Here is a 20,865-nt window from a genome sequence, read left to right as displayed (position 1 = left end):
GATGCTGACCCGGTCCGGGGTCGGCATGGGCCTGCTCGGCCTCACGCAGCTCATGGGCAACGCGGGGCTGCTCGCGGCCGATGAGCTGAACCCGCTGGCGCCGAAGAAGCCGCACTTCGCGGCGAAGGCGAAGCGGGTCATCCACATCTTCGCCAACGGCGGGCCGAGCCAGGTCGACACGTTCGACCCGAAGCCGGCGCTGGACAAGTACGCGGGCAAGTCGCTGCCCGCCACCAACCTCCGCACCGAGCGCCGAACCGGCGCCGCGTTCCCGTCCCCGTTCAAGTTCAAGAAGTACGGCAAGAGCGGGCTGGAGGTGAGCGAGCTGTTCGCCCACACCGCGCAGCACGCGGACGACATCTGCGTGATCCGCTCGATGCACGCGGACGTGCCCAACCACGAGCCGTCGTTCCTGCTGATGAACTGCGGCGAGCCGCGGCAGATCCGGCCCAGCATGGGGTCCTGGGTGACCTACGGGTTGGGCACCGAGAACCAGAACCTGCCCGGGTTCGTCGCGATGTGCCCGGGCGGCTACCCGCTGCAAGAGAACCAGAACTGGCAGTCGGGGTTCCTCCCCGGCGTGTTCCAGGGCACCTACGTCGATTCCCGGCACACGGACGTCGAGAAGCTGGTCGAGTTCGTGAAGAACAAGGCCGTCGCTAAGGCCGACCAGCGGAAGCAACTGGACCTGCTCGCGAAGCTGAACCGGATGCACCAGGGGGCGCGGCCCAACGACCCGCAACTGGAGGCCCGCATCCAGTCGTTCGAGCTGGCGTCGCGGATGCAGGTGGAGGCCAGCGACGCGTTCGACATCACCAAAGAGTCGAAGCAGACGCTCGAGGCCTACGGCAACAGCGAGCAGGCGCGGAGCCTGCTCATGGCGCGGCGGCTCATCGAGCGCGGCGTGCGGTTCGTGCAGGTGAGCCACGGCCCGGTCCAGCCGTGGGACAGCCACGACGACCTGGAGAAAGAGCACCGGCGCCTGGCGGGGCAGGTGGACCGGGCCATCGCGGCGCTGATCGCCGACCTCAAGCGGCTCGGGCTGTTCGAGGAAACGCTGATCCTGTGGGGCGGCGAGTTCGGCCGCACGCCGGTGGTGGAGCTGCCGACGCCGGGCTCGAACGCGGGCAAGATCAACGGCCGCGACCACAACCACTGGGGCTTCTCGGTGTGGCTCGCGGGCGGCGGGGTGAAGGGGGGGCAGGCGGTCGGGGCGACGGACGAGTTCGGGTTCAAGGCGGTGGAGAAGCCGGTCCACGTCCACGACCTGCACGCGACGATGCTGCACCTGCTCGGGTTCGACCACGAGAAGTTCACCTACCGCTACGCCGGCCGCGACTTCCGGCTCACCGACGTTCACGGCAAGGTGGTGAAGGACGTGCTGGCGTGATCGAGTCGAAGGTCTGAACGTCCCGTGTCGCAAACGTCGAAGATCTCCGCCAAGCGGTCGTTGATTTTTACGACCCGGGACGTTCAGGCTTTGGACGCGCGAGCACAGCGGCAAGAAATGCGTTGACCGCCGCCGGGCTGAAGAGCGTCAGCGCGTGACTCCCAGCCGGTACGAGCACATCGGGCCGTGTCAGTGCGGCGGGTAACGTTTGGTCGTTCGCGCCGTGAATCTGGAAGACGGGAACGCCTCGCGGTGCCAGCCGGGCGCGCCACCGGCAGACGGCACACATCGCCCAGCGCACGAATGCCGCTTCGGGCCGCAACAGCCGCTGGAACCGTCGCACGGTCCCTTCGGGCAAGTACCCTCTTCCGAATCGCACGACGAGCCCCATAACTGCTTTGGCCCGGTCGGGTCCGAGGAGTGCGAGCGGTTGCGCGAGCCGCCAGCGCCACGGCAGTTCAACCTGTGAGCGGATGCTGCCGATCAGCACACACGCCCGCGCGTCGAGGTGGTGCGCCATCTCAAGTGCCACCACGCCGCCGAACGACGCGCCGCCGACGATACACGGGCTGCCAGGATCGGCGTGCGATGCGGGCGGCATAGTGCCGGATCGATTCATGCGGACGGGGCGCGATCCACGGCTGAACCCGCGCCTCGGGAAACGCGGCGAGTTGTGGGCCGAACAGTCGCTCGTCGGCCGTCATGCCGGACAGCAGAACAATCGGGAGGGGCGCGGCCACGGGTTACGATAGCTCCCGCACCACCCGGCACGGGTTGCCCACCGCAAGTACGCCGGCCGGAACGTCCTTGGTGACTACACTTCCGGCGCCGATCACCGTGCGGTCGCCGATCGTTGCGCCGGGGGTGATGATCGCGCCGCCGCCGACCCACACGTCCGAGCCGATCCGCACCGGCTTCCCGAGTTCGCGGGTCTTGCGCAGCTCGGCGTCGAGCGGGTGCGTGGCCGCGTAGATCTGCACCGCCGGGCCGAACAGCGTGCGGTCGCCGACGCGGATCTCGCACACGTCGAGCAGCACGCAGTTGAAGTTGAAGTACACCCGCTCGCCGAGGTGGATGTTGGCCCCGTAGTCGCAGAAAAAGGGCGGCTGGAGCCACACGCCCGCGCCCATCGAGCCGAACAGCTCCTTCAAGATGCTCGCGCGAACGGCCGCGTCCGACTCGCGGGTGGCGTTCAGGTTCCAGAGCAGGTCGCGGGCGCGCGTCCGCGCGGCGGTCAGCTCCTGGTCGAGCGGGTCGTACAGCTCGCCCGCCAGCATCTTCTCACGTTCGGTGCGCATAGCCGTTCACCCGTGCGAGTCCCTTGCGGCCCTTGATCGCGGCCACCAGATCGGCGTTCGTGCGGATCGTGGCGTCGAAGTCGGTGTAGCAGCACCCGACCGTTTCCGGCTGGTGGGAGTCGCTGTTGCCGAGCTGGGCGTAGTGAGGGAACTTGACCAGCAACTTGCTTGCCTTCGCGCGGAGCCCGGCGTCCATGTTGTTCGACATCACCTCAATGCCGTCCAGTTCGGGGTTCTGCTCGGCGACGATCTGCTCGAACGGCTGGTTCCACCGGTTCGGGTGTGCGGCGACGCACGCGCCGCCCTGCCGGTGAACCTCCTTGCACAGCTCCGGCCACCCGATCCCTCTCGGCAGCGCGAACGGGTCCGTGACGCCGTAGCACAGCATGTCGCCGCCGCGCCCGGTGACCTCGATTCCGGCCAGGATCACTAGCCCGGGGGCCGCGGCACGGAGTTCCTCCAGTTCGGATTCCGTCCAAAGGAAATCGTGTTCGGTGATGACGATGCCGTCGAGCCCGGCCTCGAGCGCAGATTCCACCAGATCAAAGGGATCGGAGTCGGCGTCGGGCGAGTGGCGGGCGGTGTGCATGTGCAGGTCGAACTTCATCGCGGTTCCTTTTGAGGAATGCCGCTATTGTACCAGCACCGGCGCACGGGCGGCAGGAGGAGAAGCGGTGTCACGCGAACACGCACTTGAAATCTGGCGGGCGGCCGTCGATGCGGTCCGACCGCAACCGCTGGTCCGCGCGGCGGTGGAGTCCGATCCGATGATCCGCGCCGCGCGGCGCGTTCTGGTCGTGGGGGCCGGCAAAGCCGGGCCGGGCATGGCGGCGGGGCTCGAAGCCGCTCTCGCCGACCGGCTGGACCGGGTTGAAGGGCTGGTGAACGTGCCCGCGGGGCTAACCGCGCCGCTGCGGCGCGTCCGGCTGCACGCCGGGCGCCCCCAGGGCGTGAACGAACCGACCGCGGAGGGCGTGGCCGGCGCGGAGGAGATGCTCCGGTTGCTGGCCGGCGCCGGTCCCGATGATGTCGCGGTGTGTTTGCTTTCGGGCGGCGGGTCGGCGCTCCTTCCTGCTCCGGTCGAGAACGTTTCGCTGGCGGACAAGCTCGCGGTGACGAAACTGCTCCACCGGTCCGGGGCGACGATCGACGAAATGAACTGCGTCCGCAAGCACCTGTCGCGGCTGAAGGGGGGGCGACTCGCGCAGGCGTTCCGCGGCGCGCGGCTGGTGTCGCTCATCATTTCCGACGTGGTCGGTGACCCGCTCGACGTGATCGGGTCCGGGCCGACCGCTCCGGACCCGACCACGTTCGCCGACGCGCTCGACGTGCTGACACGGTACGGGTTACGCGACGCGACCCCGGCGAGCGTGCTGCACCACCTCGAAGCGGGGCGAGGCGGGCTCTCTCCCGAGACGCCCAAGCAGGCGCCACCGAGCGTCGAGAACCGCGTGCTCGGGAGCAACCGGATCGCGCTCGACGCCGCGCGCCACCGTGCCGCCGCGCTCGGCTACCGCGTGCTCGACTTGGGCGCCTTCGTCGAGGGGGAGACGCGCGAAGTGGCGACGGCGGTCGCGGGAGTGGTGCGCAGCATCTGGCGCGACGCCGAACCCCTCGGGCCGCCCGCCTGCGTTCTGCTCGGCGGCGAAACGACGGTCGCCCTCGGCGGGGCAATGGGGAAGGGGGGGCGTAACCAGGAGTTCGTTCTGGCCCTGGGGGTGAAACTCAAATCCGAGATGGCCGGCGTGACTGTCTTGAGTGCCGGTACCGACGGCGAGGACGGCCCGACCGACGCCGCCGGAGCCGTTGCCGACGCCGCAACGCTCGCGCAAGTAGGGACTGCGGAAGAGTTTCTTCGCCGCCACGATGCGTATCACTTTTTCGAGCGCACCGGAGGACTCATCAAAACCGGGCTGACCGGAACGAATGTCATGGATGTGCGGATCGTGTTGATGAGGTGAGTGCAGTTTTTGCAGTAGGTAGCAGGTGCTGTGTAAAAGCTACACGACGAATTCATGCTGAATGGCAGTTTTTGCCTATTGACTAAGAGGATAGAATTAGTAGAGCCATGCATTTAGCCGCAAAACGTTCAAAAACGCCTTTGGCACGGCGCGTGCTTTAGATACTTCCGTTCTCAACCGGCACCGCCGAAGAGATGAAACGGGGCTGGAACAGAAGAGGCAGGGGGATGCGGCCGGAACCGTGTTCCCCAATGAGCCGGCCGGTTGTGGTCGAACGGGGAGGTTGCGGGTGATCCGTTCCACCCGTCGGACCGCGACCGGCTGGCTGCGTTTATCCTATCCTAGCGGCTCATCACTTCCCAGTGACTTGCTTCATCAGTTCGCCGAACATTGGGTCGTTCATGTTATAACCTGTGCTACAACGTCGGATCGGGCGCATAACCATACTGTTTGATAGAGGCGTGTTGCGGCGTGCGCGGCAGGTGAAGGGGGCGTTTGGTCACCCATGGCAAAGAGAAATACATGAGGTCGATTGTCCAACTTGTTGTAAGCGTTCACAGTTGATGTGGATGTACCTCAACAGCCGGCGAGAGCCGGGCTCCTCACCGATGGTTGTTGTGCCGGGACCGGGATCAGGGTTGGTGGGGTTGCCCCGGTGCGGTGTGCGGTGACGGCGTCGGTGAGGAACACGAGCACGTTGCGGCCCTGGCGGCGGCACGACGCGATGACCGTGAGGATTCGCTCCACGAACCGACTCCCGGCCTCACTGTCGGTGCCGAAGCTGGTCTTCCGCCAACACACCGCGTGCCGCACCTCGCGCTCGGCCGCGTTGTTGGTGGGCTCGACCCCGGGCACCCGGACGAACGTCCACAACGACGGCTCGAGCGCCAGCAACTCGCGGCACACGGCGGCCGTCTTGGGGCACCCGCACTCGACACCTCGCCCCAGGTGCGCGCGCACCCGGGCCCCCACCCCGCGGGCGTATACGCGAGCGCACGTCGACCGGGCCAACGTGCCGTCCCGCACCCGGTACCAATGCTCGAACAACTCGTCCGAACCGGCCAGCAGGTCGGCGCCGAGCCCGGAACCCGGGTTGGCTCGGTCGATCATGGCCTGGAAGTCCCGCCGCAGGTGCGCCCAACACACCTGGCGCCGGTGCTTCGGGAGGTGCGTATATACCGGGTATCGGTCCGTGGTGTGAACCTGGGCCGAGCCGCCTCGGAGGTCGTCGAACGCGCTCCGGCCCCGGGTCCGGCGGATCAAGAATGCGACCACCAAGGTCGTCACGGCCACCCACAGCCAGGACCGCTGGCGCCCTTGGGTCCAGCCCGTCTCGTCCACGTTGGCCGGATGGGCGCGGGTGTACACCAGGGCCGCCTCGGCCACCGGGGCTCGCGCCTGGGCCGTGGTGTGCTGGAGCTTGCACACCATCGCCGGGGACAGGGGCCGTCCGAACAGGTCGCCGAACAGTTGGCTCGTGCCCCGCTTGCCCAGCCGGCACGACCCGGTGAGCACGGCGGCCACGGCCTGGGCACGAGGTCCGTATCCGGTGCGCGCCTCCGACGGCACCGGGGCGACGGTCGTGGTGCCGCAGTGGTGGCACCGGAGCCGGTGGCACCGGTACTCGGTCACGTGGGGTTTGATAACGGGCAACTCGTGGACCTGATGAATGGCCGGAGCCGGATCGTCTCCGGCCAGCGGCCGCGAGCAGTCCCGGCACACGGACGGCTTGAGGGTCCGGATCTCATCGGGTGGCAGGAGCGTGCGCTCGGCCCTGGGATGCCCCGGTTGCCCGCCCCGACGCCTCCCCGAAGGGGCCTTGGGCGGGGCCGGTTTCACCTGCGGAGGATCGGACGAGGGCGGCTTCGACGAGTTGGTGGAGTTCGGGTTGAGTCGGGCCTTGAGTTCGGCGACCTCGGCCACCAGAGCGGTGATCGTGGCCTCCAAGGCGCGAATATACGCCACCACCGCCGGTGGTAGGTTATCGGGCAGTTCCGGCGGTTGAGGAACAGGCGTCATGGCGTCTGCTCGATTACCGAACATGCCCGCTTGTGGCAATCGCGTATCCAAACGGGCTAAAACGACGGGCAAAAGCGGGCAGCGCCCCCCATGAACGCTTACCTTGAAAACGTTGCTTTCCGCGAGAGCCCGACCGGTTACACCCTTTTAAAAAGCGTCCGACCTGTCGGACGGAAATCGAGGTCACAATGCCGCGCTTGAGGACCTCTTCGGTCAACTCACGCGGGGTCCAGTGGGTGACCGGTCGCCCCGACTTCCCGGGTGGTTCGCAGGTCACCGCCAAGATCCGGGCGATCTGTTCGGCCGTGAACGTGCCCCCGCAACCGGCCCGCGGCAAATCGCCGAGTACCGCTTCAATGGCGGCACGCACCGCCGGCGGTTTCTCGACGCATTCGATGACCGTCAACCGCTCGAACGCGTCCTGCCACCGCCGTCGCCAGGTGCCGATGCCGTGCCGCTCACACCCGAGCTGTTGGGCGATCTCTTCGTTCTTGAGACCATCGAACGCGAGCAGGCTGATTTCCGCGCGGTGGGCCAACCCGCGCGCGCACGACCGCGAAACGACCATCGCTTGCAGCACCTGCTGCTGACGTTCGGTCATGACCGCCTTGGCTGCCATCCCCGCCATGACATCAGGGCCGTTCCGTTATTCACGTTGGGTGATGCCGATAAGGTTGTGCGCGTGTTCGGGGTGTCGCTGGAGCCATTAGACCTCATTCACGATAGCCGCGGATTCGTATTTTAGCGGTGCCGATCTCGTCGCGGTGAGGGTCCCCATGATCGCGCGTCTGGACAATCTGCGGCAGCATCGGGTGGTGTTTGAGCACCTGACCGGGTTGACAATCGCGGCGTTCGACGCGCTGGTGCGTGACGTGGCCCCGGTGGTGGAGGCGGGGCACCGCCAGAAGCTCAACCGTCCGGACCGGCAGCGGGCGGTGGGCGGGGGCGACCACTTCGACCTGAGCACCGCGGACCAATTGCTGCTCACCGTCATCTGGCTGCGCCAGTACCCGACCAACGAGGTGCTCGGGTTCCTGTTCGGGGTGTCCGACTCGACCGCCAGCCGGGTCCGGACCCGGTGCGTGCCGGCCCTGGCCCAGGCCGGCCGAGACACGATGCGGATGCCGGACCCGGGGGCCGCCCGCCGCAAGCGGTTGCCGGCGGTGCTGAGTGACACCCCCGAGCTGGCGGTCATCGTGGACTCGTTCGAGCAGCGGACCCAGCGGCCGAAGCGGAGCCAGCGGGCGTACTACTCGGGCAAGAAGAAGGCGCACACGCTCAAGAGCCAGGTGACCGTGGACGAGGCGTCCGGGCGCATCGTCCACGTGTCCGAGTCGGTGCCCGGGCGGTGGGCCGACATCAAGCTCCTCAAGAGGTCCCGGATGCTGGGGCGGTTGCCGGACCGGGTCGGGGCACTCGGGGACCTGGGTTACACCGGGATCCGGGACCTGCACCCGTCGGGCGCGTGCCCGCGCCGCAAGCCCCGCGGGCAGGAGCGGCCGCCCGAGGACCGCAAGTACAACCGCGCGTTCAGTCGCCGCCGGATCGGGGTCGAGCATGCGATCGGCCGGCCCCGCCGGTTCCGTTCGCTGGCCCACGTGAACCGGCACCGGCGGCCCGGGCACGCGCTGCGGGTTCGGGCCGTGGCCGGGTTAGTCAATCGGATGCTCGACCACCGGGCCAAGGCCGCTTGAGCACCGGTTGGGGAGGGGGACGAACACCCCCACGCTATCCTGAATGAGGTCTATTCGAGTGCTTCGGGCGTGCGGTCGGCGGGTACGGTGGCGAGCCGGTGAATGGCGGCGTTGCGGAGGGCCGCGAGCACCTGCGGTGCGGCCCCCTTGCGGACCCGGCACGCATCCGCGCCCAAGGTCACATCGCGCACGTCGTGGCGTTGGTTCTCGATGCGCCAATGGGACCGCACCAGGCCCAGAAGTGCTCGCGCGTCGGCCCGCTCGACCGGCCGGCTGGTGATCCCGTGCAGCACCTCCACGGTGGTCACACCCTTGACCATCCGCGCACGGGTGATGCGGGACCCGTGCTTCAATCCGGTCCACCGATCGTGGCACGTCAGCAGCGGGGTGGCCCGCACGGTCCGCGTCTCGATCCGCCCGTGCCCCGGGTCCACCGACGTGGCCGGGCGCCCCAGTTGCTCGGGCGTCGGGACCGGCTCAGGGGGACGTGGCCGCCGCGAGCCCTCGGGCGGCGTCCTCGAACCCCAACCCGGCCTCGATGTCGGCCACCAGGCCGGGTTGGTTGTCCTTGGCCGTGAGCACGTAATGGCCCCCGCCGTCGACCACCGCCGCGGCCACGTCCCGCGGGCAGAACGTGGCACCCCCGGTCAAAACCGAGCCGCCCACCGGGACGATCCCGAGCAACGCCAGGGCCGCCTGGTGCTCGTTCGTCTGGGCGTCCACCCGGATCTGGCCGAGCACCGCCGCGGCGGGCGGGCACGTGCCGGGCCACCCGGTGCGGGCCCGGCCCGTCCCCGTCCCGGCTCCCGCGCAGGCACTTGCCGTCCAGGGCCACATGCGCGCGGGCGTCCGGGGCCAGGCGGCCCGCGATCCACCGGCCCAGGGCCGACTCCAGTTGCTGCGGGTCGATCCGCCGCAGGGTCCGGGACAGGGTCGAGGCGGACGGCGTTTGACCCCGCCGGAACCCGCGCGCGTGAGCCAACGGGGTCCCGTACTGGCGCCCGAACCGGGCGATCCCTGGAGGCCCGTGCGGCCCATCCGCACCGCCAACGCGACCAACCCGAGGACCGCCGGCAGCGGGTGGATCCGGCCCTGCAACCCGCGCAGGTCGGGGACCGTCGACTACTCCTCATACTGCCAGCGCGCGGGTATCGGGCACCTCGGCCAGACGAGCGCCCCATGTACCCAACAAGCCTGCACGCGAGAAGGTGAAACGCGGAATGGCCCTGCCTTCGAGGGGTCAGGCCCGTGTCGTGACGTATCCGCGGAGCGAGCCGCCGAGCTGCTTCACCCACGTCTTCAGCCCCGCGAACTCGTTGCGCTCAACGTCGCCCTCGCGGCTCACGAGGTACACGGCGTCGGCGGCCGAGCAGGTGGCGTCACGCTCCGGCACCACGCCCCACACGCCGGCGTCGATCAGCACCCAGTCGAACCACTGGCGCAGTTGCGCGATCAGCTTCGGTAGGTCGCGCCCCACGGCGCCGGCGGTGTGATCGTTCGGCGCGCCGGCGGTGAGCACCTGAAGGCTCTGGATGGGCGTCGGCTGGAGCGCCCACGGGAGGGGCAGGTGCTGGCCCAGCACCTCCGCCAGCCCCGGCCCGGCTTGCAGCGCGAGCTTGGCAGCGACCCCGGGGCGCGTGAAGTTCGTGTCCACCACGACCGCCCGCTGCCCGCCGCGGGCCAGAGTCACGGCGAGGTTCAGTAGCACCGTGGTGGTGCCGGCGTCCGGTGCCGCTGCCGTGAAGGTGAGCGCGCGGGAGGTGGCCTCCGGGAGCTGTTTCCGCACCTCGTCGCGGAGCTGGCGGTACTCGCTGCTCACGGCGTGGTCGGGGAAGTGCAGGGCCACCAGCCCGGCGTCGGGGCCGGTCCCCGGGCGGTGCGCCGGGCGCGGCGCGGCGTCGTGGAACCGCACCGACAGCAGGGCCGCGGGAGCGGCGTCCGCGGCAACGGCCGGCGACAAGGGGGCCGGGGCGGGGGCGGCGATGCGCGGGAACGCCCGCGGCTCGGGCTTCTTCGCTTCCACGACGGGCTTGTGCGGCGCGGAGAAGATGGGGCCGCTCGGCCCGCCGATCTCGACGAACGGCGGGCTCTCGGACCCGACGACGAACGCGTCGTCCGGGCCGGCGGGCTCCTCGATCGAGATCGCGCGGGCCAGGTTCGTTCCCGTCATGGCGCTAAACACCCTGCTCATTCGCAGCCCCTAAATAATCGTCGTTGTCGTGCTGGGATCGAATCTGGTGAACTCACGCCGGCCGCTTGCGGCCCGGCTTGTGTTTGGGCTCGCTCGCCGAGCCACGCTCGCCGGCCGCCTGGGTTCTGGGCTTGCGGGCCGGCGGCTGCTCGCGGGCGGGGTGCGGCAGCAGTACCGCCTCGCCGGTCCCGTCCGCGTCGGGCGGGGTGCGGCCGAGGCGCTCGAGCGCCTCAAGAGCCGCTTCCACGTCCACGGCCGGCGCCCCGGCTTCGGCGCTCAGCTCGAACGCGAGCGCCGCGGCCCGGTTCAGCACCCGCGGCACCCCGCCGCACGCGGCGCTCATCAGCGCGACGGTGCCCTCTTCGAACACCTTGAGGGGGTCGCCGCCGGCCGCCCGCACCTGGTGCGCCAGATACGCCGCGGACTCCTCGGCGCCGAACGCCTCGATCCGGCACCGTGTGCCGATGCGGTCGGCGACCGGCGCGTAGGCCGGGAGGCGGAGCGCGTCCCGGAGCCGCGCGTGCGCGACCAGCACCGCGAAGGCCACCGCTCCGGCGCGCGACTCCAGGTTGCCCAGCAGGCGCAGCTCCTCGAGGGCCGCGTGGCTCAGGTGCTGGGCCTCGTCGATCACGAGCACCGTCGGGAACCCGCCCCCGGCGGCGTCGAGCAGGTGGCCGGTCACCGCGAGCCGGAGCTCCTGTTCGGTGAGCCCCTGGTACGGCTTCCCGAGGTCGAACAGGACCGCTTGGAGCAGGTCGGCCGGCTTCTCGGCGCGGGCGTTCGGGATCAGCACCCGGGGCACGTCGGGCAGCAGGTCGTCGAGCCACTTGCGGGTGACGAGCGACTTGCCGACGCCGGACGGGCCGTCAATGAGGACGAGCGGGTCGCGCCGGGCGAACGCACCCACCAGCCCCGCCAGGGCCGCCTCGTGGCCCGGCGCCGCGAAGTAGGCGGCGGGGTCCACCGCGGGGCGGAACGGCGCGCGGTCCATGCCGAAGTGCGACCAATCCACGACGGCTTCTCCGTTGCAACGCACCGAACAGGGGAGCGAACGAGCCCCCGTGGCAGCGTAATCGGCGATTGTGAAGCCCCAACTTCACCCCTTCATTTCGGACCCCTGTCAAGCCGGCGGCTACAGTTTTTTCCTTAATTTTTCCGGCATAAACGGCATACGATTTCGTACTTGCACACCCGGTACGGACCGGTATATCTTCCCACCACTCACTGATTACTCGCAGCAAGAAGCTGCAAGGAGGCAGCGGCATGAGCAGGACGCTCACCCTGATCCAGACCGGCTGGGAGTCGATTCGCGCGACCGCGACCAGCGGGCGAAAGACGGACGCTCTCGCTCAACTGGACCGGCTTCTTGCGCGCCCGGATGTGCCGGCCGACATCCTCCGCGACGGCAGCAAGCTGGCGGCGGAACTGGCGCTCGATGGCGGACGGTTTGTGGCGGCCCGGCGGCACCTGAAGACGGTGCTCGCGCTTGACGCGAGCGACGCCCGCGCCTGCTACCTCACCGGCCGCGCATGGGAGGAAGATCCGGACGGGTGCGACCGCCGGGCGATGCTGGCGTACCGCAAGGCGACCCTGCTCGACGGCACCAACGCCACGTTCCGCGCCGCCTTCGGGCGGGCTGCGGTGCGGTGCGGGAAGGTGAAGTGCGGCGCCCGGGAGATGAGGGCTGCGGCTGACCAAACGCCTGGGAACATCGAGGTGATCCGTGTTGTGGTGCGCGGGTTGCTTGAGGCCAACCGGCCTTCGGCGGCACGCAAGGTTCTGGAGCGGGCCAGTTTCTTGAACCCCGGGGGCGCGGAACTCACCTCGCTGTTCGGACGGGTGCGGTTCGAAACGGCGCGACAGGCACAACGGCAGGCGGAAAAAGCCTCCGAGTACACACGGCACGCGCAGGACGCGCAATTCGCCAGGGACGGCGACCGTGTGCTTTTACCGTTCGTGCGGATCGCTGGCGGGATCGGGCCGAAGCGGGATGATGTTGCGGTGCGAACGGATGTGGTGTCGTTCCCGCGACCGCACTTCGCCCGGCTCCGCAGCGGAAAGGCCGACGGCTGACGCCGGTTGTAGCGTTCGGGTGAGCAGTGGGCTTCTTCCGTCCGAGCGGCTGCGGTGACTTTCGACGGCTCCGCAACTCTCCGAACGTGTAGCAGGTAACAATCGGGCACTAACGCACACGTGGTGCGGGGCAACAATGGCCTCGCACCACGTGCGTTTTAGGGACTCGGCAAAAAATAACTATCCCAACGGAGGCAGTTCGTGGCCAGGGATGTCCACGAACCAATCGTTGAGATCCGGTAGCCGATGAACCTCGTCTTCGACCTGCGCCATTTCCTTTTTCGTCAAGCGGACGCCCTTCGGGTAGGCATCGGTCAGTACCTCAACGGTGGGATGCTTGCCGCCCCAGGTCATCGACCGGGCGAACCCGAGGACCGCTTCGCGGGTGTCTAACAGATCTCCGCCCCAGTGGTTCTCGAGTACCCCCCAGCAGTGCTCGATCGGGTTGTACTTGCTGTGGTAGGGCGGGTAATACGCCAGCCGCACGAGCCGCCTCCGCTGACGCGCCAAGGCCACCATCCTCTTGAGGAACTGGGTTCGCCGGCCTTTGTTCTCCGGCCCGTTGTCTTGGTTGATGACCAGTGTCCGGACCCGCGGGAAGCGCGGCTGGTGCTGTACCCACCAGCGGTCCAGGATGTCCACGATGAAATCGCTCGTCACCCGCGACGTCGTGAAGTACAGCCATAGGTCGCTGTCACGCGGCAGCAACAGCCCGTAGGGTGTCAGGACCTCTTCGGCCCGGAAGTCGTGGTCCGCGGCCTTCGTTCGTACTCGGTTCTTGCCCTTGCGCGAGTACGCCCCCACCTGAACACCGGCTTTCGCGTCCAGCGACAGCCGCAGCGTGTCGGCACTAGCGTCGGCCTGCGGGTTGATCTCCTTCAGCCGTGCGAAGATGGCATCGGTCTGGGGGATCTTTTTTTGGGCACGCACTTGAGAACCTTGGTCGGGTGGAACCCGAGGTCGTTGAGCTTGGTGCGGAGGGTTCGCGCCTGGGGCAACTGGTCCGCGCGGTACCCCTTCGTGGCGACCAGCTGACGCCGCACTTCTTCGGCCGTCAGCCGGGTATACAGGCGCAGGGTGCGGAACCGCGGGTCCGCCTGGCTCTGGCTGGTGACGAGGTCCCGGATGTCGGCCAGCAGGTCGGGCAATCGGTCCTCGGCACGGTGCCGGCCTCGCGCCGAGAACGCGTCGCGGGCCACGACGCCCGAGTTCAGTTCCCGCATGCCCTTGCGGATGGTGACCCGGTTCCACCCGAACGCCTCTTCGGCTCGGCGTTGACCGCCGGGACCCAACGCACGCACCACCCGGGCCATGAACAACCGTCGTTGCGCCCCGCGCAGATCGTTCGCCGCCTCGATCAACGCGGGCGTGAGTGTCTCGCCGAACGGAATCACAGCGACCTCCTGCGGGTACCACCGAGAAGGTCATCCTACGATACGAGACTTGGGATAGTTATTTTTTGCCGAGTCCCTTACTTCTTGGTTTTCAGCTCGAAACGGCACTCATTCGGACTGCATTCAAATCCGTTCGGAATTTGGACGTTCTGTCGAAATAGACCTTGGTAAATGCGAGGATCACATGTGCCGGGGTGAAGTCACGGCCTGATACACGTACCCGGTAATACTGCTGCTGTCTTGACGAGCCGCGACCGCCACAGTAGTTTCAAGTGGTTGCGGTGGTTGTAAGTGTTTTGTTCGGCAGTGTGATACATCGCGTGCGTGGATGCGTTGTGTGAGCCAGTCGAGCATCTCGGCCAACGGGAACTCGGCCACCCACGCGCTCGGCGCGAGCCGTTGTGCGCGCGATCCGGAGGGTGAGAGTGTGTTTTGAAACCTACGGGTTGGGGTGCAGTTTGCGGAGCATGCGGTGAATCATGGCGGCTTGGATCATGGCTTCGGTGGTTTCGGTGTGGTACTCGTAATCGACCATGAGCCGCCGGTACCGGACGAACCAAGCGAACGTGCGCTCCACCACCCACCGCCGGGTGTGCACCTTGAACCCGTCCTTGGCGTTGGCGGTGATGGTCACCGCCCATCGGCACACGTTGCGGACGAACTGCTGGAACCGCTTGGAGAACCCGCTGTCGGCGATCACCTCACGCACCCGCGGCAGTCGGTGCCGCACCGCGCTCAGCAGCCACCGCCCGCCGTCCCGATCCTGGATGTCGGCCGTGAGCACCGACAGGGCCCACACCAACCCGAGCGAATCGACCCCGATGAACGGCTTGCGGCCGTTCACCTTTTTTCCCCCCGTCGTACCCCTTCGGGCCGCCGCGGTGGGTGATCTTGACCGTCTGACTGTCGACTCGCAAGGTCTCCGGGGTGGCGGGGTACCCGGCCTCGATGCGCACCTCCTCGCGGAGCGCCGCATGCACCTGATCCCAGGCGCCCGCGAGGCGCCAGTCGCGGAACAGGCCGTACACCGTTTGCCACGCCGGGAAGTCGTGGGGGAGCATGCGCCACGCCCCGCCCGCGCGCCGGTGGTAGAAGATCGCGTTCACCACCTCGCGCCGGTCCACCACCACCGGGTGACCACCCTTGGCGGTCCCGCACTTGGGCTTCGGCAACAGCCGGTCCAACTGCTCCCATTGCGCATCCGTCAGATCCGTCGGGTATCGCTTCCTACTCATGGCGGCCATGAGTAGACCATCTGCTGCTCAAAATCTAGAGCGGTTTCAAAACACACTCTGAGAGCCACCCACACCTGTCGCAACAGCAACGCCACCCCTTCGAGCAGCCGTCGGTACTCGGGGTCGGTGCGGGTCGTCCACCCGCGAGCTTGATTCTTTTGTCGATAGCTGGTCTCGATCTCGAACCGCTCGCGGTACCGGCGGCGGCCCAGCCGAGCCCGGTTCGCCTCGGACACGGCGGTCGCATCGCCCCACCCGCGGAACGCGTACACCCGGGCCGCCCCTTCGCCCGTGCGTTCCCACACCAACACCCGGGTGGACACCGCCTGACGGGTCTTCTCGGTCACCCATTCCATCGTGGTGATGGTGCCCGACGGTTGGGTGTCGCATTCGTTGCGGCGGTTGGTGCCTTTGCCCTTCTTGCGGATCGGCACCGTGTAGTTGAGGTTCCGTTGCTGCAACAGCAGCAACGTTTCCCCGCTGTCGAACCCGGCGTCGAGCACCACCCCGCGGACCGTGAGCCCGCGGGCAACTACTTGATCCAGAAGGGTTTGCACCTGCTGGTGCGGCTTGGCGCCCTTCGTTACGCTCATCGGCCCGACGGTATACTGCCGCCGCTTATGAATCAGAACGCAGGTGGCGTACGCATGGAAGAATGAGGTGCCGGCCTTCTTGGGTCCGCCGATCATCCCCGGGGTGCTGCGGCCCCCTTAAAAGGGCACGTAATGCACGTCGATGGCGCACGTCCACCGGCGGGTCCGGTCCCGGCGGGTGAACCGTGCCACGCCGCGGAGCGCATCCACCAGCCGGGCCGTCAGCTGGTCCCGGGAGCCCAGGTTCGCGCGCACCGCCGGTCGCGCGGTCTGGTGGGAGAACCCGAAGTACCGGGTGACCACCGCGAACAGGGTGCGGGTGGTGCCCGCGATCAACAGCACCAGGTCCAACAACTGGGTGCGCGTCACCGACTGCTTGTAGTCGGTCCAACCGAGTGCCCGAGCGAACGTTCGCCGGGACAACGCATGGACCACCGCCGGGGTGATCGTAGAGTAACCGCGTCGCATGGGAGCTTCCCGTTCAAGTGCCTGAGAACCTTGAACTTAGGAACTCCCATGCGGCATATCCAGCCCCTTGAAACTACTGGCCAGGGAGCGGTGCAACGGTACCCGCTCCCCGACACCTCATGATCCCCCACAACTACCGCGGATCTCCCAACCGTCAATCATGGCTTGTAGTTGGGGCCACCCCCGGAGCAGCGTGTGCCACCCGGGTGGGCCGAGTTGGGCGGCATTCTGGTGCCCGCCCAGGCGCGCCAGCGCCCACACCCAGTCCTTCACCGTTGCCAGTTGCTCGCCGTGGTCGTGCCGCCATTGCGACAACACCTCGACCCAGGACCGCTGCACCCAACCGTCGATCGGTTGTGCGGCGGTGACCGGGTCACGGGCCAACTCCCGGAGCATCACCAACCCGACCGCCACCACCGACAGCAACGACAGCGCGTTCTGCAACCCGACCTTCGTGGTCAGTTGCAACTCCTCCAGGCCCAGGCCCGTTTTTAAGCTCTTGTGGTACTCCTCCACCCTCCATCGCTTCGCGTACCAATCGGCACGCGCCCACGCGCTCGCCACATCGGCACCGGGCACGTTGGTCACCAGGAGCCACTCCAACGGCTTCTCGCCCGCGGGCGGGTCCACTTCCCACACGCGAATCGCCGTTACCAGCAACGGCACGCCGCGCGCCCGGCCGCGCGGCGGCCGGGGCGGGATCAAGGACAACGTGAGCGCGCGGACGGCCACCGTTGCGGTGCCACCGGTACGGCCCTTCTGCGTGCCCACCTCCTGCGTTCGCCGACCCAACGCGGGCTGGCATTGCAGTGTGTCGTGCAGCTTGGCCACGGTCCATTCGCCGGCCTCGTCGAGCACCGTGACATTGCGGTTGTGGTTCACCCGCACCACGTACTCCATCCGGTTCTCGTGCGCGTAGTCCCGGAACTCGGTCACGTCGGCCCCGCGGTCGGCCACATGCACCCACCGCTTGCCCGCCGGCGCCGGGCCGATCGCTTCTAACGCGTCGCGCCACAGGACGCTCGCCTTATGCGGGTCGTGCCGCCGCTCCGACTTGGGTGCCTTGCGGGATGCGTTGCGAGGGGTGAACAGGATCTGGTGCAACAACCCGAGGATGCGCCCGGACGCGGTGACGGCCAAGCTGTTGTGGGCCACGAACCCGCGCTGCTTGGGGCCAGCCAGAACGCCCAGTTCCGGCACACCGAGGCCGGTGAAGTTGAGCTCCGTGCCGTCGTGGGCGATGAGGACCACGTCCTCGGTCCGGTCCAGTTCGACCCGAGTGTGGTGCCGATGGGGCTGTTGGATCGCATCGGGTGTGACCTGCTCGGTGCGAAAGAACCGGTACGCGGCATCGAGTTGGTACGGGTCCGGGATCTTGTTCGGGAGGGTCCCTTGGGGCCGGTCCCCGAGTTCGGCCAGGGCCACGAGCCGTGCGGACCGGCGCCGGTCCCCGAGTTCGGCACCGGCGAAATGAGCCCGCGCGAAACGCGCGCGGGATTGGAATGACGAATCCACGCGCGCGCCTCTCAACCCCATTCGACACGAGTTCTTGCCGAGCAAAGACTAACGATTCTCACCCGCTACGCAAGATCTGGGGGATCATGAGCCTCGCGGTCGCGGCTCGTCAAGACAGCGACACCGCAGGTGGGCTCATGTATGAGGCCCGTTCTGCCACCATTTTTGATTGCGGTCCGGACACTCCGTGCGGAGGTGGCTCCGGGGTCCGGAAGTGCGTGGCACTCAACGCCGGGATCGGAATACTCGCGGAAAGGCTGTGATTTTCCCGGCGTCTGGTTAATCTATTGGCTCTATAATTGTCGCAGTGTTGATTCCAGGGGTGCGGGCTGTTGGGACCTTGTGATGGACGCGTTGCCGCGACTGCGAACCCCGGACCGGGCGGCGACGGTGGCGTCGCTAACGATTGACAAGTTGGTTTCGGCGGACGACCCGGTGCGGGTGATCTGGAGCGACGTGACGACGCTGAACCTGGATCGGTTCGTAGCCACGATCCGCGCGGTGGAAGGGCGCCCCGGGCGGAATGCGACGGACCCACGGCTGCTGGTGGCCCTGTGGATGTTCGCCACGGTCGAGGGGGTCGGGTCGGCCCGCCGGTTGGCCCGGTTGTGCGTGCGGGATGTGGGGTTCCGTTGGTTGTGCGGGGGTGTCACGGTCAACTACCACCTGCTGTCCAACTTCCGCACCCACGCGGGAACCGAATTGGAGGCCCTGTTCCACGAGCACGTGGCGATCCGGATGCACGCCGAGTTGGTGCACCTGAAGCGGGTGGCCCAGGACGGGATGCGGGTGCGGGCCCACGCCGGCGCCGGCTCGTTCCACCGGCTCGAATCGTTGGAGCAATGTCCGCGCGAGGTGGCCGAGCCGCTGCGGTTGCTCCAGGACCAACCGGACCAGCCCAAGGGGACCGCCGCGTGCCGCTCCCGGGCCGCCCGGGAGCGGCACGCGCGGGAGAAGCTCGAGCGGCTGAAGGTGGCCCAACAGGACGCGGCCGAGTTGGCGCGCGCGGGCGGCGCGGCTCCGACGGAACCCACCGGCGGCGGCGAAAGCGGCCGCCGACCCGGTACGGTCCGCGCCCCGGGCGTCGTCCACCGACCCCGCGTGCCGTCGCATGAAGATGCCCGATGGCGGGTACCGGCCGGCGTACAACGTGCCGGCGATGACCACCACCGCCGAGAAGATCATCGTGGCGGTAGACGTGACCAATCAAGGAACCGATGGTGGGCTGCTGGGGCCGATGCTGGACCGGGTCGAAGCGACCTACGGGCGGAAGCCGGGTGAGGCGCTGGTGGACGGCGGGTTCGCGAGCGGGGCCGATGTGGAGCGGGCGGCGCGGAGCGGGGTCACCGTGTTCATGCCCCCGAAAGGGGCCCGAGCGGACCGGTTGGCGGGCCGGGACCCATGCGCCCCGAAGCGGAGGGACGGACCCGGGATGAAGGCCCTGCGGGTGCGCATGGGGACCCCGGACGGTCAGGCCATTTACAAGGAGCGGGCGCCGGCCGCCGAGTGGGTGAACGCCGGCATGCGTAACCGCGGGTTGTACCAGTTCCGTGTCCGCGGGTTGGTCGCGGTGCGAGCCGTGGTGGTGCTCCACGCGCTCGTGCACAACTTGTTCCAGACCATCCGGCGGTGCGCCCACAAGCACCCGCAGCGACCATGGACGGATACCCTGCGCGAGGCCGCACGAAAAGCAAGCGAACACAATCGCGAGCCACAAGGCGTGTGACCCGCGGGGCGGCGAGGGCGCAAGGGAGGGGACGCCGGGGGCAAAAAATCACACCCTCGGAGCGAGCGAGCCACACTCAAAAGGCAATCGTGTGCAGGATCTGCTTGTCCGCGCTCGCCGCCCAGGGCCGGGAGTTCACGCGCCGCTAGTGAGCACGAGCCGGACGAGTTCGGCGACGTTGTCGACCTTGAGCTTGCGCATCATGTTGCCGCGGTGGAACTCGACGCTCTTCTCGCTCACCGCCAGTTCCCGTGCGATGACCTTGTTCGCCTTCCCGGAGACGACGAGATCGAGCACCTCGCGCTCGCGCGCGGTGAGCGCGGTCAACCGGGCCTGAATCGCGATCCGCTGTGCGCGCAGGGTCCGCTTCTCGGCGTCCAACCGCAGCGCTTCGTGAACCGTGTCGAGCATCTCCTGGTCGTCGTATGGCTTCTCAAGAACGTGAACCGCCCCGGACCGCATGGCCCGGGCCGTGGTGGGCACGCTCCCGAAGCCGGTGGTGAGTACGACCGCCGGGCCGATCTCGCGGGTCGCCAGTTGTTCGAGCACCGCGAGCCCGCTCAACCCCGGCATTCGCAGGTCCAGAATCGCGCACCCCGGTTGTTCCGTACCCACCTCTCGCAAGAACTCTTCGCCGCTGTTGAACGACTGCACCGGAAGGTTTACGGACGCGAACAGCCAGGACAGCGAGTTTCGAACGTTGGGGTCGTCGTCGACCACAAAGATTGTGGCGGGCGGGGGGGCCGACATCATTCGGGGAGCACCTGACACGAGTGTGCGTGCTTCGACCGGCGTTGCGCGCGGGTGGGTAGTTACACTTTACACTACTCCCGCGTCGGGAGAAACACTGAACCGGCCGGTTCGGCGACTTGTCCCGTCGGGCGCTGCCATGTTTGGAGCGCATAACCGCTACCTTGCAGCGCCCGGGTGGTCGTCCGCTCGGGTCGAAGTGACGGAAGGCCCACCCACCCACCCTGGGTGCGGTGAAACTGCAAGCGGCCGTCGGTAACCCGGTGCCGTCCCTGCTGCAAACCGACGACGCCTTGAAAGGAAGTATGAGAGCGAGAGGTGTCGGAAGGCCCGTTGCATGTTGTCGATAACAATGATCTTTACGATCTGGTCGGGGTCGGAAAAGGACCGAGGCGATGATCAAGTGGGGACCGGCGACGAACAAGAACGAGAGCGCCCCGCAGGTCGGCTGTCACTTCCAGGTTGAGTTGTTGGTATTCGTCCCGAAGGAACGGTCGAAACGCTCGTCGTGGGATTCTTTCAGCGGCGAGCGCGCTTTCTCTTATCGCCGGCCGACTG

General features: G+C 67.9%; 21 protein-coding genes and 1 pseudogene. 6 read left to right on the top strand and 16 right to left on the bottom strand.

Going from position 1 to position 20,865, the window contains the following annotated elements; translation table 11 throughout:
* Window position 1: 1 nt before the first annotated feature.
* On the top strand, window positions 2–1,390 hold the full coding sequence (locus GobsT_RS20285) for a DUF1501 domain-containing protein (RefSeq protein ID WP_010039840.1): 1,389 nt from the start codon (window positions 2–4) through the stop codon (window positions 1,388–1,390).
* A 67-nt stretch (window positions 1,391–1,457) separates the two neighbouring features.
* Here GobsT_RS20285 and GobsT_RS20280 read toward each other — a convergent pair whose 3' ends face one another.
* The 3 genes from GobsT_RS20280 to GobsT_RS20270 all read right to left on the bottom strand — a co-directional run bounded on the left by GobsT_RS20280 (window position 1,458) and on the right by GobsT_RS20270 (window position 3,295).
* Window positions 1,458–1,991: an alpha/beta fold hydrolase gene (locus GobsT_RS20280; protein WP_010039839.1), complete on the bottom strand. Its 534-nt coding sequence runs from the start codon at window positions 1,989–1,991 to the stop codon at window positions 1,458–1,460.
* A gap of 142 nt (window positions 1,992–2,133) precedes the next feature.
* The gene (locus GobsT_RS20275; protein WP_010039830.1) at window positions 2,134–2,688 is read right to left on the bottom strand and encodes a sugar O-acetyltransferase; all 555 of its coding nucleotides are present in this window, start codon (window positions 2,686–2,688) and stop codon (window positions 2,134–2,136) included.
* Window positions 2,672–3,295 (bottom strand): PHP-associated domain-containing protein, encoded by a 624-nt coding sequence (locus GobsT_RS20270; protein WP_010039823.1) that lies wholly within the window; start codon window positions 3,293–3,295, stop codon window positions 2,672–2,674. The genes GobsT_RS20275 and GobsT_RS20270 overlap by 17 nt, the downstream gene beginning before the upstream one ends.
* 67 nt (window positions 3,296–3,362) lie before the next feature.
* On the opposite strand from GobsT_RS20270, the gene GobsT_RS20265 reads away from it, so the two are divergent.
* Window positions 3,363–4,649 (top strand): glycerate kinase type-2 family protein, encoded by a 1,287-nt coding sequence (locus GobsT_RS20265; protein ID WP_010039821.1) that lies wholly within the window; start codon window positions 3,363–3,365, stop codon window positions 4,647–4,649.
* Between the two features lie 576 nt (window positions 4,650–5,225).
* Here the strand turns inward: GobsT_RS20265 and GobsT_RS20260 are convergent.
* Window positions 5,226–6,668, bottom strand: a complete 1,443-nt coding sequence (locus tag GobsT_RS20260; RefSeq protein WP_010039819.1) for an IS66-like element ISGob1 family transposase — start codon at window positions 6,666–6,668, stop codon at window positions 5,226–5,228.
* Between the two features lie 13 nt (window positions 6,669–6,681).
* Window positions 6,682–7,287 (bottom strand): helix-turn-helix domain-containing protein, encoded by a 606-nt coding sequence (locus tag GobsT_RS20255; RefSeq protein WP_232068398.1) that lies wholly within the window; start codon window positions 7,285–7,287, stop codon window positions 6,682–6,684.
* A gap of 157 nt (window positions 7,288–7,444) precedes the next feature.
* Between GobsT_RS20255 and GobsT_RS20250 the strand changes: the two genes are divergently transcribed.
* Window positions 7,445–8,362: an IS5/IS1182 family transposase gene (locus GobsT_RS20250; RefSeq protein ID WP_010039814.1), complete on the top strand. Its 918-nt coding sequence runs from the start codon at window positions 7,445–7,447 to the stop codon at window positions 8,360–8,362.
* A 50-nt stretch (window positions 8,363–8,412) separates the two neighbouring features.
* Here GobsT_RS20250 and GobsT_RS37935 read toward each other — a convergent pair whose 3' ends face one another.
* The 4 genes from GobsT_RS37935 to GobsT_RS20235 all read right to left on the bottom strand — a co-directional run bounded on the left by GobsT_RS37935 (window position 8,413) and on the right by GobsT_RS20235 (window position 11,565).
* A complete protein-coding gene (locus GobsT_RS37935) occupies window positions 8,413–8,796 on the bottom strand; it encodes an ISAs1 family transposase (protein WP_010039812.1) in 384 nt (127 codons plus the stop codon).
* 43 nt (window positions 8,797–8,839) lie between these two features.
* On the bottom strand, window positions 8,840–9,199 hold the full coding sequence (locus GobsT_RS37930; RefSeq protein ID WP_010039810.1) for a transposase: 360 nt from the start codon (window positions 9,197–9,199) through the stop codon (window positions 8,840–8,842).
* 403 nt (window positions 9,200–9,602) lie between these two features.
* Window positions 9,603–10,553, bottom strand: a complete 951-nt coding sequence (locus tag GobsT_RS20240; protein WP_148087819.1) for a tyrosine-protein kinase family protein — start codon at window positions 10,551–10,553, stop codon at window positions 9,603–9,605.
* A 52-nt stretch (window positions 10,554–10,605) separates the two neighbouring features.
* Window positions 10,606–11,565: an ExeA family protein gene (locus tag GobsT_RS20235; protein WP_010039806.1), complete on the bottom strand. Its 960-nt coding sequence runs from the start codon at window positions 11,563–11,565 to the stop codon at window positions 10,606–10,608.
* 251 nt (window positions 11,566–11,816) lie between these two features.
* Between GobsT_RS20235 and GobsT_RS20230 the strand changes: the two genes are divergently transcribed.
* Window positions 11,817–12,626 (top strand): tetratricopeptide repeat protein, encoded by an 810-nt coding sequence (locus GobsT_RS20230; RefSeq protein WP_010039803.1) that lies wholly within the window; start codon window positions 11,817–11,819, stop codon window positions 12,624–12,626.
* A gap of 180 nt (window positions 12,627–12,806) precedes the next feature.
* Here GobsT_RS20230 and GobsT_RS41150 read toward each other — a convergent pair.
* The 6 genes and pseudogenes from GobsT_RS41150 to GobsT_RS20200 all read right to left on the bottom strand — a co-directional run bounded on the left by GobsT_RS41150 (window position 12,807) and on the right by GobsT_RS20200 (window position 17,831).
* A protein-coding gene (locus GobsT_RS41150; protein ID WP_417936405.1) for an ISAzo13 family transposase occupies window positions 12,807–14,017 on the bottom strand; the annotation gives its coding sequence in 2 pieces (ribosomal slippage) (window positions 12,807–13,546 and window positions 13,546–14,017; 1,212 coding nt in all).
* 442 nt (window positions 14,018–14,459) lie between these two features.
* Window positions 14,460–14,996, bottom strand: coding sequence for a transposase (locus GobsT_RS20220; RefSeq protein ID WP_081471624.1), 537 nt, complete (start codon window positions 14,994–14,996; stop codon window positions 14,460–14,462).
* A 10-nt stretch (window positions 14,997–15,006) separates the two neighbouring features.
* A pseudogene (locus tag GobsT_RS41145) lies at window positions 15,007–15,255 on the bottom strand (transposase); the annotation flags it as partial.
* Window positions 15,252–15,944, bottom strand: a complete 693-nt coding sequence (locus tag GobsT_RS20210) for a transposase (protein WP_197905133.1) — start codon at window positions 15,942–15,944, stop codon at window positions 15,252–15,254. The pseudogene GobsT_RS41145 and the gene GobsT_RS20210, both read right to left, overlap by 4 nt.
* Before the next feature lie 21 nt (window positions 15,945–15,965).
* Window positions 15,966–16,316 (bottom strand): hypothetical protein, encoded by a 351-nt coding sequence (locus GobsT_RS20205; protein WP_010039798.1) that lies wholly within the window; start codon window positions 16,314–16,316, stop codon window positions 15,966–15,968.
* A gap of 117 nt (window positions 16,317–16,433) precedes the next feature.
* Window positions 16,434–17,831: an IS4 family transposase gene (locus GobsT_RS20200; RefSeq protein ID WP_029600880.1), complete on the bottom strand. Its 1,398-nt coding sequence runs from the start codon at window positions 17,829–17,831 to the stop codon at window positions 16,434–16,436.
* A gap of 345 nt (window positions 17,832–18,176) precedes the next feature.
* Here GobsT_RS20200 and GobsT_RS20195 point away from each other — a divergent pair, with 345 nt between their 5' ends.
* Together GobsT_RS20195 and GobsT_RS40865 are read left to right on the top strand one after the other, a co-directional pair.
* Entirely contained in the window at window positions 18,177–19,112 is a 936-nt protein-coding gene (locus GobsT_RS20195) for a transposase (RefSeq protein WP_162542145.1), read from the top strand.
* Window positions 19,069–19,557 carry a transposase gene (locus GobsT_RS40865; protein WP_330591478.1) on the top strand — a complete coding sequence of 163 codons (489 nt, stop codon included), beginning with the start codon at window positions 19,069–19,071 and terminating at the stop codon, window positions 19,555–19,557. The genes GobsT_RS20195 and GobsT_RS40865 overlap by 44 nt, the downstream gene beginning before the upstream one ends.
* 135 nt (window positions 19,558–19,692) lie before the next feature.
* Here the strand turns inward: GobsT_RS40865 and GobsT_RS20185 are convergent, their stop codons facing one another.
* Window positions 19,693–20,310, bottom strand: a complete 618-nt coding sequence (locus tag GobsT_RS20185) for a response regulator transcription factor (protein WP_010039796.1) — start codon at window positions 20,308–20,310, stop codon at window positions 19,693–19,695.
* Window positions 20,311–20,865: the final 555 nt, after the last annotated feature.

The organism is Gemmata obscuriglobus, from assembly GCF_008065095.1.
Classification (GTDB): domain Bacteria; phylum Planctomycetota; class Planctomycetia; order Gemmatales; family Gemmataceae; genus Gemmata; species Gemmata obscuriglobus.
The sequence above is the reverse complement of the archived record's forward strand: the minus strand, read 5'-3'. Positions and strand labels throughout refer to the sequence as shown.

What these genes read in the sequence shown, in the direction of transcription:
- GobsT_RS20260 (WP_010039819.1), bottom strand. Translation starts at nt 6,668, where the DNA reads ATGACGCCTGTTCCTCAACCGCCGGAACTGCCCGATAACCTACCACCG.
- GobsT_RS20230 (WP_010039803.1), top strand. Translation starts at nt 11,817, where the DNA reads ATGAGCAGGACGCTCACCCTGATCCAGACCGGCTGGGAGTCGATTCGC.
- GobsT_RS20255 (WP_232068398.1), bottom strand. Translation starts at nt 7,287, where the DNA reads ATGGCAGCCAAGGCGGTCATGACCGAACGTCAGCAGCAGGTGCTGCAA.
- GobsT_RS20250 (WP_010039814.1), top strand. Translation starts at nt 7,445, where the DNA reads ATGATCGCGCGTCTGGACAATCTGCGGCAGCATCGGGTGGTGTTTGAG.
- GobsT_RS20195 (WP_162542145.1), top strand. Translation starts at nt 18,177, where the DNA reads ATGGACGCGTTGCCGCGACTGCGAACCCCGGACCGGGCGGCGACGGTG.
- GobsT_RS20270 (WP_010039823.1), bottom strand. Translation starts at nt 3,295, where the DNA reads ATGAAGTTCGACCTGCACATGCACACCGCCCGCCACTCGCCCGACGCC.
- GobsT_RS20240 (WP_148087819.1), bottom strand. Translation starts at nt 10,553, where the DNA reads ATGAGCAGGGTGTTTAGCGCCATGACGGGAACGAACCTGGCCCGCGCG.
- GobsT_RS20210 (WP_197905133.1), bottom strand. Translation starts at nt 15,944, where the DNA reads ATGATCGGCGGACCCAAGAAGGCCGGCACCTCATTCTTCCATGCGTAC.
- GobsT_RS20280 (WP_010039839.1), bottom strand. Translation starts at nt 1,991, where the DNA reads ATGCCGCCCGCATCGCACGCCGATCCTGGCAGCCCGTGTATCGTCGGC.
- GobsT_RS20220 (WP_081471624.1), bottom strand. Translation starts at nt 14,996, where the DNA reads ATGCGGCGCTCCGCGAGGAGGTGCGCATCGAGGCCGGGTACCCCGCCA.
- GobsT_RS20185 (WP_010039796.1), bottom strand. Translation starts at nt 20,310, where the DNA reads ATGATGTCGGCCCCCCCGCCCGCCACAATCTTTGTGGTCGACGACGAC.
- GobsT_RS20285 (WP_010039840.1), top strand. Translation starts at nt 2, where the DNA reads ATGCTGACCCGGTCCGGGGTCGGCATGGGCCTGCTCGGCCTCACGCAG.
- GobsT_RS20275 (WP_010039830.1), bottom strand. Translation starts at nt 2,688, where the DNA reads ATGCGCACCGAACGTGAGAAGATGCTGGCGGGCGAGCTGTACGACCCG.
- GobsT_RS20205 (WP_010039798.1), bottom strand. Translation starts at nt 16,316, where the DNA reads ATGCGACGCGGTTACTCTACGATCACCCCGGCGGTGGTCCATGCGTTG.
- GobsT_RS37930 (WP_010039810.1), bottom strand. Translation starts at nt 9,199, where the DNA reads ATGTGGCCCTGGACGGCAAGTGCCTGCGCGGGAGCCGGGACGGGGACG.
- GobsT_RS40865 (WP_330591478.1), top strand. Translation starts at nt 19,069, where the DNA reads ATGCTGGACCGGGTCGAAGCGACCTACGGGCGGAAGCCGGGTGAGGCG.